Source organism: Amycolatopsis orientalis DSM 40040 = KCTC 9412, from assembly GCF_000478275.1.
GTDB lineage: Bacteria > Actinomycetota > Actinomycetes > Mycobacteriales > Pseudonocardiaceae > Amycolatopsis > Amycolatopsis orientalis.
Genome location: NZ_ASJB01000062.1, coordinates 119,078 through 132,593 on the forward strand (window position 1 = coordinate 119,078; position 13,516 = coordinate 132,593).

A 13,516-nucleotide genomic window follows, 5' to 3' on the forward strand; every position below is an offset into this window, starting at 1 on the left:
GGCCCAGAACCCAGGAAACGGGGAAATACGTGATGCGTGTGCTGTTGGCGACGTGCGGAAGTCGCGGGGACGTCGAACCCTTGGTGGCGCTGGCGGTCCGGCTGCGGGCGCGCGGTGCCGAGGTGCGGATGTGCGCGCCGCCGGACTGCGCGGACCGGCTGGCCGAGGTCGGGGTGCCGCATCTGCCCCTCGGCCGGTCGGCGCGCCCGGCGGCGGCGGGGGAGGCGAAGCCCTTGACGGCCGAGGACATGCTCCGGTTCACGACCGAGACGATCGCCATGCAGTTCGACCGGATCCCGGCGGCCGCCGAGGGGTGCGACGCGGTGGTGACGACCGGGCTGCTGGCCGCCGCGCTCGGCGTCCGGTCGGTGGCCGAGAAGCTGGGGATCCCCTACTTCTACGCCTTCCATTGCCCGAGCTACGTGCCGTCGCCGTACTACGCGCCGCCGCCGCCACTCGGCGAGCCGCCCGCGCCGGAGGGGACCGACATCCGGGCGTTGTGGGAGCGGAACAATCAGAGCGCCTTCCGCCGGTACGGGGCCCCGCTCAACAGCCAACGGGCCGCGATCGGCCTTCCGCCGGTGGAAGACATCTTCGAACACGGCTACACCGATCACCCGTGGATGGCGGCGGACCAGGTCCTGGCCCCGCTGCAGCCGACGGATCTCGACGCGGTGCAGACCGGCGCGTGGATCCTCCCCGACGAGCGGCCGCTTTCCCCGGAGATGGAAGCGTTCCTGGACGCCGGGACACCGCCGGTCTACCTGGGATTCGGCAGCCTGCGTGCCCCCGCCGACGCCGCGAAGGTGGCCATCGAGGCGATCCGGGCCCACGGCCGCCGCGTGATCCTCTCCCGTGGCTGGGCCGATCTGGTCCTGCCCGACGACCGTGACGACTGTTTCGCCACCGGTGAGGTGAACCAGCAGGTGCTGTTCCGCCGGGTGGCCGCCGTCATCCACCACGGTGGCGCGGGGACGACGCATGTGGCCACGCGGGCGGGCGCACCCCAGATCCTGGTGCCCCAGATCGCGGACCAGCCGTACTACGCCGGCCGGGTGGCCGAACTCGGGATCGGCGTCGCGCATGACGGCCCGACGCCGACCTTCGAGTCCCTTTCGGCCGCGCTCACCACGGCCCTCGCGCCGGAAACGCGGGTGCGGGCGGAGGCCGTGGCGGGCACCGTCCTCACCGACGGGGCGGCGGCTGCCGCGGATCTGTTGTTCGCCGCGGTCGGCGAGGAGAAGCCCGCCGTTCCCGCGTGAACCGCCCCACGAATTCTTCGAGCACAAGCACAGAGGAGACCCATGTCGACCACGTCCCAGTGCCGTATCTGTGACGGCACCGTCACCGAGTTCATCGACTTCGGACGTCAGCCGCTTTCGGACGCGTTCGTGGTTCCCGGTGACGAGAAGAAGGAGTTCTTCTTCCGGCTCGCCACCGGGATCTGCGAGTCCTGCACGATGGTGCAGCTGATGGAAGAGGTCCCGCGGGACCTGATGTTCCACGAGGCATACCCCTACCACTCGTCCGGTTCGGCCGTCATGCGCACGCATTTCCACGATCTGGCCAAACGCTTCCTGACCACGGAGCTGACCGGCGAGGACCCGTTCATCGTCGAACTCGGCTGCAACGACGGCATCATGCTCAAGGCCATCGCGGAGGCGGGAGTGCGCCAGCTCGGCGTCGAACCCTCCGGCGGTGTCGCGGATCTGGCCGCGGCCAAGGGAATCCGCGTCCGCAAGGACTTCTTCGAAGAGGCGACGGCGGCCGACATCCGGAAGAACGACGGCCCCGCCGACGTGATCTACGCGGCCAACACCCTGTGCCACATCCCTTACATGGACTCGATCCTCAAGGGCGTCACCACCTTGCTGGGCCCGAACGGCGTGTTCGTGTTCGAGGACCCGTACCTCGGTGACATCGTCGAGCGCACGTCGTTCGACCAGATCTACGACGAGCATTTCTTCTTCTTCACCGCGCGCTCGGTGCAGGAGATGGCCCGGCGCAACGGGCTCGAACTCGTGGACGTCGAGCGCATCCCGGTGCACGGCGGCGAGGTCCGCTACACCCTCGCCCTCGCCGGGGCCCGCAAGCCGACCGAGGCCGTGGCGGAACTCCTGGCGTGGGAGGCGGAGCGCAAGCTGTCCGAGTTCGCCACGCTGGAACGCTTCGCCGCCAACGTGAAGAAGGTCAAGGAAGACCTCATCGCGCTGCTGACCAAGCTCCGCGCCGAGGGCAAACGCGTCGTCGGCTACGGCGCGACGGCCAAGAGCGCCACGGTGACCAACTTCTGTGGCATCACCCCGGATCTGGTCGAGTTCATCTCGGACACCACTCCCGCCAAACAGGGCAAGCTCAGCCCGGGGCAGCACATCCCGGTCCGCGAGTACCGGGAGTTCGCCGACGATCACCCCGACTACGCGCTGCTGTTCGCCTGGAACCACGCCGACGAGATCATGAACGCGGAGCAGGCTTTCCGTGACGCCGGTGGGCAGTGGATCCGGTACGTGCCGAACGTGCACGTGAGCTGATCGCCATGTCCCAAGACCTCCACACGGGCCGGATAGTGGCGATCTCCCCGCATCTGGACGACGCGGTGCTGTCCTTCGGGGCCGGTCTCGCCCGGGCCACGCGGGACGGCGCGAAGGTGACCGTCCACACGGTGTTCGCCGGTACCGCGGTGGCACCTTTCTCGCCGGCGGCGGACCGGCTGCATTCGATCTGGGGCTTCTCCCCGGAGCAGGACGCGTCGCTTCATCGCCGGAACGAGGACATCGCCGCGCTCGGCCACTTGGGGGCCGAATACCGGCACGGCCGGTTCCTGGACGCCATCTACCGCAAACTCCCGGACGGCCGGTGGCTGGCGGACCACGTCCCGGGACGGCAGAAGCTGGCCATCGGTGAACTGTCGCCGCAGAGCGATCCGGAGCTGTTCTCCGCGGTCAAGGACGACATCGAGGCCGTCGTCGAAGAGTGCGAGCCGACGCTGATCCTGACCTGTGGCGCCATCAGCGGTCACATCGACAACAAGATCGCGCGGGACGCCACGCTGCTCGTCGCGCGGGACAAGGGCATCCCGGTGCGGCTGTGGGAAGACCTTCCGCACGCGCTCTTCGCACCGGACACACCGGAACTGCCGGAGGGCTTTCAGCTCGGCCCTCCGATCCACGCCTCCGTCGAACCCGACCTTCGGACGCGGAAATTCGAGGCTCTGCGGCGCTATCCATCGCAGATGTTGATGCTTCACGGACCCGACAAGGATCTTTTCGCTCAACTGGACGGGCATGCTCGGAAGAGCTCGGCGCAGCCCGGCTACGGCGAACTGACCTGGCCTGTCGTCTCTCGCTGAGACAACGGCCGAATCATTCCGGAGAAGAACATCGATCAGGGGGGTTGTCCTCATGAGTGAACAGTTGACGCGTAGCCCGTTGCGGACCGCGTACGCCGACGTCCTGCTGGCTTCGGCAGGCGAGCGAGGCGTGCTGTGCGGTTTCTACGACGAGGCCGCCGCGGAAATCTACCGGGATCTGGTACAGGACGGGGACGGCGGCCCGGAAGTGCGGGCGATCGCCGCCCGCGTCCGCCCGGGCTCCGGGCCCGTCTTGGAACTCGCGGCGGGTATGGGCAGGCTGACGTTCCCGTTCCTGGAGCTCGGCTGGGAAATGACCGCGCTGGAACTGGCTCCCGCGGTGATCACCGCCTTCCGGGACCGGCTGGCCGCAGCGACGGCGGACGTCCGTGATCGATGCACGGTCGTCCAGGGCGACATGAGCGATTTCGCGCTGGGCAAGCGTTTCGGCACGGTGGTCATCAGCGCCGGCTCGCTCAACGTCCTGGACAGATCCCGCAGACCCGGCCTGTACGCGTCGGTCCGGGACCATCTCGAGCCCGGCGGGAAACTGTTGTTCGGCGTGCCCAAGCCGCCGCCGGCCAAACCCGAGCCCGAGCCGCTGGAGCGCCGGCAAGAGTTCACGGGCCGGAGCGGACGGCGGTACGTGCTGCACGCGAGGAACATTCCGGCGGAGGAGACCCAGGAGATCACCATCCACCCCGCCGACGTGACGGCGGATCCCCTTCTCGTTTGCACGCACCGAATCTGGCATATCGGGGTGGAGCAGGCCATGGAGGAACTGACGCTGGCGGGCTTCGAGGTGACCGCGCCGAGTTCATTCGGGTCCATCGAGGGAAGCAGTGACGACATGGTGCTGGTGGAGGCGGTCGCCCGCGAAATCACGGAAGGCGCGGAGTGATGAGCGCCGCGAGCCGCGAGACGCCTTCTTCGATCAGTTCCGGCGTGAGCAGGCTGATCGAGAGCCGGAGCTGGTGGAATCCACCCTTGCCACCGAAGAAATGATGCATCGGCGTGAACAGCACGCCGTGATCGCGGGCGGCGCGTTCCAGCAATTCGTCGTCGACGACGAAGGGCACGGTGACGGTGACGAAGAAGCCACCGGTCGGCGTGTTCCAGGTGACGTCGGGGAACGCGCCGAGCCTGCGGTCGAGTTCGCCCAAGGTGAGCCGGAGATTGCGCTGGTAGATGTCGACCTCGCGGGCGTTGGCCTTGACCAGGCTGAAACCGTTGAGAAGGAGCTTTCCGGCGATCACCGCCTGCGCGATGGGGGAGGTGTTCACCGTGAGCATGCCCTTGAGCTTCGAAAGCTGGTCGGCGAGCAGACCGCCCCCGGGCACCTGCTGATCCGCCACCACGTAACCGACCCGGGCGCCCGGCATGCCGGTCTTGGCGAAGGAACCGATGTAGACCACGCTTCCCGACCGGTCGAGGGATTTCAGCGAGGGAAGCCGCTCGGCGCCGAAGAGCCCGTACGCGTTGTCCTCCAGGAGCAGGATCCCGTGCGCTTCGGCGACTTCGAGGAGACGGTGGCGGGAAGCCAGGTCCATGCTCGTGCCGGTCGGGTTGGCGAAGTTCGGCGTCACATAGCAGGCCCGGACCCGTTTTCCCTGTTCGTCGGCGCGCTTCAGCTGGAGCGCGAGGTCGTCGGGGTCGATGCCGTTCTCACCTGACCGGACCGGCCAGACCGGGGTGTCGGTGAGCAGCGCCGCCCCGGTCAGGCCGACGTAGGTGGGGGCGGGGGCGAGCAGCACGTCCCGCTCGCCCGCCCGCAGCGTGCGGAGGACCAGGAACATCGCCTCCTGGGCGCCCACGGTGACGACCACGGATTCGGGGGCGGCGTCGATGTCCTCGTCCTCGGCGAGATTGCGGGCGATGAGATCGGCGATGACGCCCTTGGTGGTCCCGTATTGGAAGAGCGTGCGGGTGACCGCCGCTTCGTTCAGTTTCCGGTCACCGCGGAGGTGTTCACAATAAGCGTCGATGTATTCGTGAATGAGCCGCACGTCGAAGAACTCTTCGTACGGGCGGCCCGCCGCCATGGAAATGGCGACAGGATATTCGTCGATCAGCTCGTTGAGCAGGTTCATCGACGAGATGGCCGGATCGGTGAGTGATCCATGCAGTGTTTCCATGCTCAACTGAGTGGACAAACCGTTCGAATCCATAAATACTAGGATTTCCATCCGCCGCCGAAGTGTCAAGCGAGGTTCGTGGACGAGGCGCGCGTTGGTCGTGAGTGCCGTTGGTCGTGAGTGTTAAGTGTCGTTAGAACGACACTTAACACTCACGACCCGGGTGCGCGGGCAGTGCCTGTCCATCACCGGCTTCTCCAGATAATCGATATCCGAAGGTACGGTCACATCTGTGCGCTGTAGACCGGGGAGAAAACGTTCTCCACGGTCACCGGCCGAGTAAGTGGCGCTGGACCGCACGCTCCACATCAGACAGAACCCCGGCGCCGGCGGCATTCGCCGGCGGTCATGTTGCTGCGCGCCGCGAATACGCGGTGAGCGGGGAAGGACCATCATGCTGATGACAACCGAGAACGGGATCCGGTTGTCTTACCACGACCAAGGCTCCGGTCCGGCTGTCCTGTTGCTGACCGGGACCGGGGCGCCGAGTTCCGTATGGGATCTGCATCAGGTGCCCGCGCTCCGTGCCGCCGGATTCCGGGTGATCACCATGGACAACCGGGGGATCCCGCCGAGCGACGACGGTGCCGGCGGGTTCACCATCGAAGACCTCGTCGCGGACGTGGCCGCCCTGATCGACTACCTCGACGCGTCGCCGTGTCACGTGATCGGCACGTCGATGGGCTCGTACATCGCGCAGGAACTGGCGCTCGCGCATCCGGAGCTGCTGGAGTCCGTGGTGCTGATGGCGGCGTGCGGCCGGAGCAGCCTCGTCCAGCGGGTGCTCGCCGAGAGCGAGGCCGAGCTGATCGGGCGGGGGACCGAACTGCCGCCGGGGTATCTCGCCGCCGTGCGCGCCATGCACAACCTGGGGCCCGCCACCCTCGCCGACGACGATCTCGCCGGCGACTGGCTCGACCTGTTCGAGGCGTCGGGGAACTGGGGGCCCGGGGTCCGCGCGCAGTTGTTGCTGAGCGCGCTGCCCGACCGCCGCGAGGCCTATCGCGCGATCAAGGTGCCCTGCCACGTCATTTCCTTCGAACACGACCTCGTGGCGCCGCCGGCCGCGGGACGGGAGCTGGCCACCGTGATCCCTGGCGCCACACACCACACGATCCCGGGTGGTGGGCATTTCGGCTATCTGGAGAACCCGGAGGCGGTGAACCACGAGTTGCTCGGGTTCCTGCGTTCCGGGTCCGGCGCACGCCTGGGGGAGACCGCATGACCGAGACGACCATGTCACCCGATCTCGCCGTACCCGCGGCGGGCACGACACCCGCGCTGTTCGAGGCGACCGCCGCCTCGGTGCCGGACAGGCCCGCCGTCGCGATGGGCACCACCACCCTGACCTACGCCGAGCTGAACGCGGAAGCCAACCGGCTCGCGCGGCGGCTCGTGGCGCACGGGGTCGGCCCGGAACGGCTGGTCGCGCTGGCCATGCCGCGGTCGATCGAGTTCGTCGTCGCGATGCTGGCCGTGCACAAGGCGGGCGGCGCGTACGTGCCCGTCGATCCGGACTATCCCGAGGAACGACGGCGGCACATGCTGGACGACGCGTCCGCGCACTGTCTGCTGTGCCTGCCTGGACAGGACGTCTCGGGTGCCGGGGACATCATGAGCGTGGTGCGGGAGCCGGGCGCGTCCGAGCCGAACCTGGACGATCAGGACCGGCTCGGCCCCTTGCTCCCCGATCACCCCGCCTACGTCATCTACACCTCGGGCTCGACCGGACGGCCGAAGGGCGTGGTGGTCACCCATCGCGGCATCCCGAACCTGGCCGCGGACTACGTGCGCCGCCAGCGACTGGGGCCGGACGACCGGTTGCTGGCCTTCGCGTCGCCCAGTTTCGACGCCGCCGTCGCCGAGTTCTGGCCGATGTGGGCGGCCGGTGGCTGCCTGGTGCTCGCGCCCGCGCCGGATCTCGTCCCCGGCGAACCGCTCGCCCGGCTGGTCCGGGAGCAGGCCATCTCCCACGTCACGTTGCCGCCGTCCGCCTTGGCGCCGCTGGAGGACGCCGGCGGCCTGCCGCCGGGGGTGACGCTCCTGGTGGCGGGCGAGGCGTGCCCGGCGCCGGTCGCGAAACGCTGGGCGAGCGACCGCGTCATGATCAACGCCTACGGCCCCACCGAGACCACGGTCGCGGTGACCGCGAGCGACCCGCTGACCGGCGACGGCACCCCGCCGATCGGGAAGCCGATCACCGGCGTCCGCGCGTACGTCCTCGACGACCGGCTGCGGCCCGTCCCGGACGAGGACGAGGGCGAGCTTTACGCCGTGGGTCCCGGCCTCGCCCGGGGCTACCTCCGCCGGCCGGGCGCGACCGCGGTGCGGTTCCTGCCGGATCCCTTCGGTGAACCGGGCGGCCGCATGTACCGCACCGGCGACAGGGTGCGGAGGCGGCCGGACGGCCAGCTCGTCTTCGTCGGCCGCGTCGACGACCAGCTGAAGGTCCGTGGCCACCGGATCGAACCGGGGGAGGTCGAGACGGCGCTGCTCGCGGCCGGCGGGGTGGCGCAGGCCGTCGTGACCGAGCACGAGAACCGGCTCGTCGCCTACGTGGTCGGTACCGCGGGCGAACGGGTTTCGGCCGAAGAACTGTTGCCACCGCTGCGAAAGCGGTTGCCCTCGTATCTCGTCCCCGACGTGGTCGTCAGCCTGCCGAGCCTGCCGGTCTCGCCGAACGGCAAGGTCGACCGGACCGCCCTGCCCACTCCCGAAGAGGAGCACGCCGGGCGGTCGGCCTCGGGCCGGGCGCCGCTCACCCCCACGGAGATCATCCTGGCCGAGTTGTTCGCCGAAGTGCTCGGCGTCGGCAGCGTCGGCGTCGAGGACAGCTTCTTCGAGATCGGCGGCCACTCGCTGCTCGCGACCCGGCTGGTGAGCCGGATCCGCGAACGCCTGAAGACCCGGCTGAGAGTGCAGGCCTTCTTCGACGCGCCGACCGTGGCACAGCTCGCCAAGGTGCTCGACGGCGCACTCACCTGACCAGGAGACCCTTGATGCAGACGACCACAGCCGTCGACCTCGGCAACCCGGATCTGTACACGACCTTGGATCGCCACACCCGCTGGCGTGAGTTCGCGACGGAAGACGCGATGGTGTGGAGCGAGCCGGGCAGTTCGCCCACCGGCTTCTGGTCCGTCTTCTCGCACCGGGCGTGCGCGGCGGTCCTCGGGCCGTCCGCGCCGTTCACCTCCGAGTACGGGATGATGATCGGCTTCGACCGTGAGCATCCTGACACCTCGGGTGGCCAGATGATGGTGGTCTCCGAACAGGATCAGCACCGCAGACTGCGCAAGCTGGTCGGCCCACTGCTTTCGCGGGCGGCCGCGCGGAAACTCGCGGAGCGGGTGCGGACCGAGGTGCGCGGTGTGCTCGACAAGGTGCTCGACGGCGAGGTGTGCGACGTCGCCGCGGCGATCGGCCCGCGTATCCCCGCCGCGGTCGTCTGCGAGATCCTCGGTGTGCCGGCCGAGGACGAGGACATGCTCATCGACCTGACCAACCACGCGTTCGGCGGCGAGGACGAACTGTTCGACGGGATGACGCCGAGGCAGGCGCATACCGAGATCCTCGTCTACTTCGACGAACTGATCGCCGCCCGCCGCGAGCGTCCCGGCGACGACCTCGTCAGCACGCTGCTGACCGACGACGAGCTCACGATCGACGACGTGGTGCTCAACTGCGACAACGTGCTGATCGGCGGCAACGAGACCACCCGGCACGCGATCACCGGCGCGGTGCACGCCTTCGCCACCGTGCCGGGCCTGCTCGCGCGGGTGCGGGACGGCGACGAAGACGTCGACACCGTGGTGGACGAGGTGCTGCGCTGGACCTCGCCCGCGATGCACGTGCTGCGGGTGACGACCGGCGAGGTCACGATCAACGGACGGGACCTCGCGCCCGGGACGCCGGTGGTCGCGTGGTTGCCCGCCGCGAACCGGGATCCCGCCGTGTTCGACGATCCGGACACGTTCCGCCCCGGGCGGAAACCCAATCGGCACATCGCTTTCGGGCACGGGATGCACCACTGTCTCGGCTCCGCGCTCGCCCGCATCGAACTGGCGGTCGTGGTGCGGGAACTGGCCGAACGGGTGTCGCGAGTGGAACTGGCCAAGGAACCGGCCTGGTTGCGCGCGATCGTCGTGCAGGGTTACCGGGAACTCCCGGTGCGGTTCACCGGGCGCTGAGCCCACGTCCGTCCGATGTGGACGGAACTGTCAAACGGACAGCGTTGATGCGAAATGGGGTTCGCGTCATCCTGACCATGAGGATCACATCTATTCCACGGAGGAATGTCTTGTCTTCTCAAGAGAGCATGCAGAATTTCGAGATCGACCAGGTGGAAATGTATGTGGCCGACCTCGAGGCGGCCGCGTCCGGCTGGATGGACAAGTACGGGTTTTCCGTCGCCTCCACCGACCGGTCGGCCGACCACCGGAGCGTGACGCTGCGGCAGGGGCCGATCGCGCTGGTCCTCACCGAGCCGACGTCGGACCGGCACCCGGCGGCCACCTATCTGCAGACCCACGGTGACGGGGTGGCCGACATCGCGCTGCGGACTTCGGACGTGGCCGCCGCTTTCGAGGCCGCGGTGCGGGCCGGGGCACAGCCGATCCTGGAGCCGGGTGAGCGCGCGGAGGGGGTCATCACGGCCACCGTCGGCGGTTTCGGCGATGTCGTGCACACCCTGATCCAGCGTGACACCGTCGAATCGCCGGAAGCCTTCCGCGGCAGGGGCGGTATCGACCTGCTCGCGATCGATCACTTCGCGGTCTGCCTGAACGCGGGGGATCTCGGCCCCACGGTGGATTACTACGAGCGCGCCCTCGGGTTCAAGCAGATCTTCGAGGAGCACATCGTCGTCGGTGCGCAGGCGATGAACTCCACCGTCGTGCAGAGCGCGTCGGGGGAGGTCACCCTCACCCTGATCGAGCCCGACAAGACCGCCGACCCCGGCCAGATCGACGACTTCATCAAGGAGCACCACGGTGCGGGCGTCCAGCACATCGCCTTCACCAGTGCGGACGCGGTCCGCGCGGTCAAGGAGCTTTCCGCGCGGGGCGTGGAATTCCTGAAGACCCCGGACACCTACTACGACCTGCTCGGCGAGCGGATCCAGCTGGAGACGCATTCGCTGGACGATCTGCGGGAGACGAAGCTGCTCGCCGACGAGGACCACGGCGGCCAGCTGTTCCAGATCTTCACCGCGTCCACGCATCCGCGTAAGACCATCTTCTTCGAGATCATCGAGAGGCAGGGCGCCGGCACCTTCGGCAGCTCCAACATCAAGGCCCTGTACGAGGCCGTGGAGCTGGAGCGGACCGGGCAGAGCAAGCTCGGCCCCGCCCGTCGATGACCCACCTGTGCCTGGACGACCTCGAGCGGGCGGCGCGGACCGTCCTCCCCGGCGAGATCTGGGACTTTCTCGCCGGGGGCAGCGGCGCGGAGGCCTCCCTGGAGGCCAACCGCGCCGCGCTCGAGCGGATCTTCGTCATCCCCCGGATGCTGCGGGACCTGACCGGCGCCACCGGCGAGGCCGAGGTCCTCGGACGGCCCGCCGCGGTGCCGATGGCGGTCGCTCCGGTGGCGTACCAGCGGTTGTTCCATCCCGAGGGCGAACTCGCGGCCGCCCGCGCGGCACGGGACGCGGGTGTGCCGTACACGATCTGCACCCTGAGCAGTGTCCCGCTGGAGGAGATCGCGGCCGTCGGCGGACGGCCGTGGTTCCAGCTGTACTGGCTGCGCGACGAGAAACGCTCGCTGGAACTCGTGCGCCGCGCGGAGGACGCCGGCTGCGAGGCGATCGTGTTCACCGTCGACGTGCCGTGGATGGGGCGGCGGCTGCGGGATCTCCGGAACGGCTTCGCGCTGCCGGATTCGGTGACCGCGGCCAACTTCGACGCCGGGGACGCCGCGCACCGCCGGACCCGCGGGCAGTCGGCGGTGGCGGAGCACACCGCGCGCGAATTCGCGCCCGCCACTTGGGAATCGGTGGAAGCGGTCCGGGCGCATACGGACCTTCCGGTGGTGCTCAAGGGGATCCTCGCGGTCGAGGACGCGACCCGCGCCGTCGACGCGGGTGTCGGCGGCATCGTGGTGTCCAACCACGGAGGCCGTCAGTTGGACAGTGCCGTGCCGGGTATCGAAATGCTGGGTGAGATCGCCGCCGCCCTCTCCGGATGGGACGGCGAAGTACTGCTGGACGGGGGAATCCGGAGCGGTGGCGACATCCTCAAGGCGCTCGCGCTGGGGGCGTCGGCCGTCCTGGTCGGGCGGCCGGTGATGTGGGGACTGGCCGCGGGCGGCGAGGACGGCGCCCGGCAGTCGCTCGAGCTGCTCGCCGTCGAATTCCGGAACGCGCTGGGTCTCGCGGGCTGTGACTCGGTGAGCGCTGCCCGGCGGCTGGGCACGAGGGTCCTCAGCCGCTGACGTCGATCAGACCTTTCCCGAAGGAGGAAAGTGCTTCTCTCGCTTCCCGCGCCGATCGCGCCGATCGCCGCGCACAGTCTCCTGCTTTTCCTGCTCCAGGCGGGTTTGCTGCTCCTGCTCGCGGTCACCTTCGGGCGGCTGGCCGCCCGGTTCGGGATGCCCGCCGTCGTCGGCGAACTGTTCGTCGGGGTGATCCTCGGCCCGTCATTGCTGGCCTGGGCAGCGCCGGGGCTGCACGGCTGGCTGTTCCCGGCCGTCGCGGAGCAGTACCACCTTCTCGACGCCGTCGGCCAGATCGGGGTCCTGCTGCTGGTCGGTCTCACCGGGATGCAGATGGACATGCGCATGGTCCGGCGGCGGTTCGGTGCCGCCGCCGGGGTCGGCCTCGGTGGCCTGATCATCCCGCTGGGGCTGGGGATCGGCGCGGGTTTCGTCTTGCCGAAGACGTTGATCCCCGGAGGCACGGACATCACCGTCTTCGCGTTGTTCCTCGGCGTGGCGATGTGCGTCAGCGCCATCCCGGTCATCGCGAAGACGCTCATCGACATGAATCTGCTGCACCGCAACGTCGGACAGCTCACGCTCGCGGCGGGCATGATCGACGACGTCTTCGGCTGGCTGATGCTGTCCGTCGTCAGCGCGATGGCGGTCCAGGCGGCGAGCGCCGGAACGGTGCTGCTCTCCCTCGCGTACCTGGTCGCCATCGTCGCCTTCGCCTTCACTCTCGGCAGACCGTTGACGCGAGGCGTGCTGCGTATCGCCGGCAAGTCCGACGGTCCGTGGGCCACGGTCGGCACCGTCGTCGCCCTGCTGCTCCTCGCCTCGGCCGGCACGCACGCCCTCGGGATGGAGGCCCTCTTCGGTGCCTTCGTCTGCGGCATCCTGATCGGCACGGCGGGCAAGGTCGACCCGGCCAAGCTCGCCCCGCTGCGCACCGTGATCCTGTCGGTGTTCGCGCCGCTCTTCTTCGCCACGGCCGGTTTGCGGATGGACCTCACCGCGCTGGTCCGGCCGGAGGTCCTGCTCACCGGGCTGGCGGTGCTGCTGCTGGCCATCATCGGCAAGTTCGTCGGAGTGTTCGCCGGTGCGCGGTTCAGCGGCCTGAACAAATGGGAAGGACTGGCGCTCGGCGCCGGGCTGAACGCGCGCGGGGTCATCGGGATCATGGTGGCCACGGTCGGCCTGCGGCTGGGCATCCTCGGCGTGGAGATCTACACGATCGTCATCCTCGTCGCGATCGTCACCCCGCTGATGGCGCCGCCGATCCTGCGGTTCGCGATGAAGAGACTCGAGCAGACCGCCGAAGAACAGGTGCGCGAAACCGAACAGCGGGCCTGGAGCACGCAAACGACGGTGAGTGAACAGGAACAGCCGCTCCATTGAGGAGTGAGCCCGGCGTCGCGGCTCTGGCGCGTTCGGTGCCCCCAATGTGGCATTGGAGACCTTGAGTGTCTCCAATGCCACATTGGGGGCAGCGGCTCCACGACGCGGGCCCAAATGCCCGTTCTGAAGGGAACTTTCGAGACGTTCAACGTCCGAAAGGGAGCCTTCAGGACACCTCAGGCCGCGAAAAACGCACCCGGCCCGGAGCGTGCCGACC

Annotated in this window: 11 protein-coding genes; 10 read left to right on the forward strand and 1 reads right to left on the reverse strand. The window is 68.9% G+C overall.

The window, feature by feature from the left end:
- Nucleotides 1-32 precede the first annotated feature (32 nt).
- Genes L324_RS20950 through mpaM form a run of 4 tightly spaced genes read left to right on the forward strand, consistent with a single transcriptional unit; the run spans nucleotide 33 to nucleotide 4,250 of the window.
- Complete coding sequence (locus L324_RS20950) at nucleotides 33-1,262, forward strand: glycosyltransferase (RefSeq protein WP_037311052.1); 1,230 nt, start codon at nucleotides 33-35, stop codon at nucleotides 1,260-1,262.
- Nucleotides 1,263-1,304: 42 nt separating this feature from the next.
- Nucleotides 1,305-2,531, forward strand: a complete 1,227-nt coding sequence (locus tag L324_RS20955; RefSeq protein WP_037311054.1) for a class I SAM-dependent methyltransferase — start codon at nucleotides 1,305-1,307, stop codon at nucleotides 2,529-2,531.
- A gap of 5 nt (nucleotides 2,532-2,536) precedes the next feature.
- Nucleotides 2,537-3,349: a PIG-L deacetylase family protein gene (locus L324_RS20960; RefSeq protein ID WP_037311303.1), complete on the forward strand. Its 813-nt coding sequence runs from the start codon at nucleotides 2,537-2,539 to the stop codon at nucleotides 3,347-3,349.
- Nucleotides 3,350-3,401: 52 nt separating this feature from the next.
- Nucleotides 3,402-4,250, forward strand: coding sequence for a daptide-type RiPP biosynthesis methyltransferase (gene mpaM / locus L324_RS20965; RefSeq protein WP_081736414.1), 849 nt, complete (start codon nucleotides 3,402-3,404; stop codon nucleotides 4,248-4,250).
- Here the strand turns inward: mpaM and L324_RS20970 are convergent.
- The gene (locus tag L324_RS20970; RefSeq protein ID WP_037311061.1) at nucleotides 4,231-5,517 is read right to left on the reverse strand and encodes an aminotransferase-like domain-containing protein; all 1,287 of its coding nucleotides are present in this window, start codon (nucleotides 5,515-5,517) and stop codon (nucleotides 4,231-4,233) included. The two genes, mpaM and L324_RS20970, sit on opposite strands and share 20 nt — an antisense overlap.
- Before the next feature lie 361 nt (nucleotides 5,518-5,878).
- On the opposite strand from L324_RS20970, the gene L324_RS20975 reads away from it, so the two are divergent.
- The 6 genes from L324_RS20975 (at nucleotide 5,879) to L324_RS21000 (ending at nucleotide 13,299) form a co-directional block, all read left to right on the forward strand.
- Nucleotides 5,879-6,709 carry an alpha/beta fold hydrolase gene (locus L324_RS20975; protein ID WP_037311064.1) on the forward strand — a complete coding sequence of 277 codons (831 nt, stop codon included), beginning with the start codon at nucleotides 5,879-5,881 and terminating at the stop codon, nucleotides 6,707-6,709.
- Nucleotides 6,706-8,469, forward strand: a complete 1,764-nt coding sequence (locus L324_RS20980; protein WP_235783599.1) for an amino acid adenylation domain-containing protein — start codon at nucleotides 6,706-6,708, stop codon at nucleotides 8,467-8,469. The genes L324_RS20975 and L324_RS20980 overlap by 4 nt, the downstream gene beginning before the upstream one ends.
- Before the next feature lie 14 nt (nucleotides 8,470-8,483).
- Nucleotides 8,484-9,674: a cytochrome P450 gene (locus L324_RS20985; RefSeq protein WP_037311066.1), complete on the forward strand. Its 1,191-nt coding sequence runs from the start codon at nucleotides 8,484-8,486 to the stop codon at nucleotides 9,672-9,674.
- Between the two features lie 110 nt (nucleotides 9,675-9,784).
- Nucleotides 9,785-10,843, forward strand: a complete 1,059-nt coding sequence (gene hppD / locus L324_RS20990; protein ID WP_173426384.1) for a 4-hydroxyphenylpyruvate dioxygenase — start codon at nucleotides 9,785-9,787, stop codon at nucleotides 10,841-10,843.
- Complete coding sequence (locus L324_RS20995) at nucleotides 10,840-11,916, forward strand: alpha-hydroxy acid oxidase (protein WP_037311072.1); 1,077 nt, start codon at nucleotides 10,840-10,842, stop codon at nucleotides 11,914-11,916. Before hppD ends, L324_RS20995 begins: the two co-directional genes overlap by 4 nt.
- A gap of 30 nt (nucleotides 11,917-11,946) precedes the next feature.
- Nucleotides 11,947-13,299, forward strand: a complete 1,353-nt coding sequence (locus L324_RS21000; RefSeq protein ID WP_037311075.1) for a cation:proton antiporter — start codon at nucleotides 11,947-11,949, stop codon at nucleotides 13,297-13,299.
- The last annotated feature ends 217 nt before the right edge of the window (nucleotides 13,300-13,516 follow it).

Coding starts and splice junctions, on each gene's coding strand:
- L324_RS20950 (WP_037311052.1), top strand. CDS start 33: ATGCGTGTGCTGTTGGCGACGTGCGGAAGTCGCGGGGACGTCGAACCC.
- L324_RS20955 (WP_037311054.1), top strand. CDS start 1,305: ATGTCGACCACGTCCCAGTGCCGTATCTGTGACGGCACCGTCACCGAG.
- L324_RS20960 (WP_037311303.1), top strand. CDS start 2,537: ATGTCCCAAGACCTCCACACGGGCCGGATAGTGGCGATCTCCCCGCAT.
- mpaM (WP_081736414.1), top strand. CDS start 3,402: ATGAGTGAACAGTTGACGCGTAGCCCGTTGCGGACCGCGTACGCCGAC.
- L324_RS20970 (WP_037311061.1), bottom strand. CDS start 5,517: ATGGATTCGAACGGTTTGTCCACTCAGTTGAGCATGGAAACACTGCAT.
- L324_RS20975 (WP_037311064.1), top strand. CDS start 5,879: ATGCTGATGACAACCGAGAACGGGATCCGGTTGTCTTACCACGACCAA.
- L324_RS20980 (WP_235783599.1), top strand. CDS start 6,706: ATGACCGAGACGACCATGTCACCCGATCTCGCCGTACCCGCGGCGGGC.
- L324_RS20985 (WP_037311066.1), top strand. CDS start 8,484: ATGCAGACGACCACAGCCGTCGACCTCGGCAACCCGGATCTGTACACG.
- L324_RS20995 (WP_037311072.1), top strand. CDS start 10,840: ATGACCCACCTGTGCCTGGACGACCTCGAGCGGGCGGCGCGGACCGTC.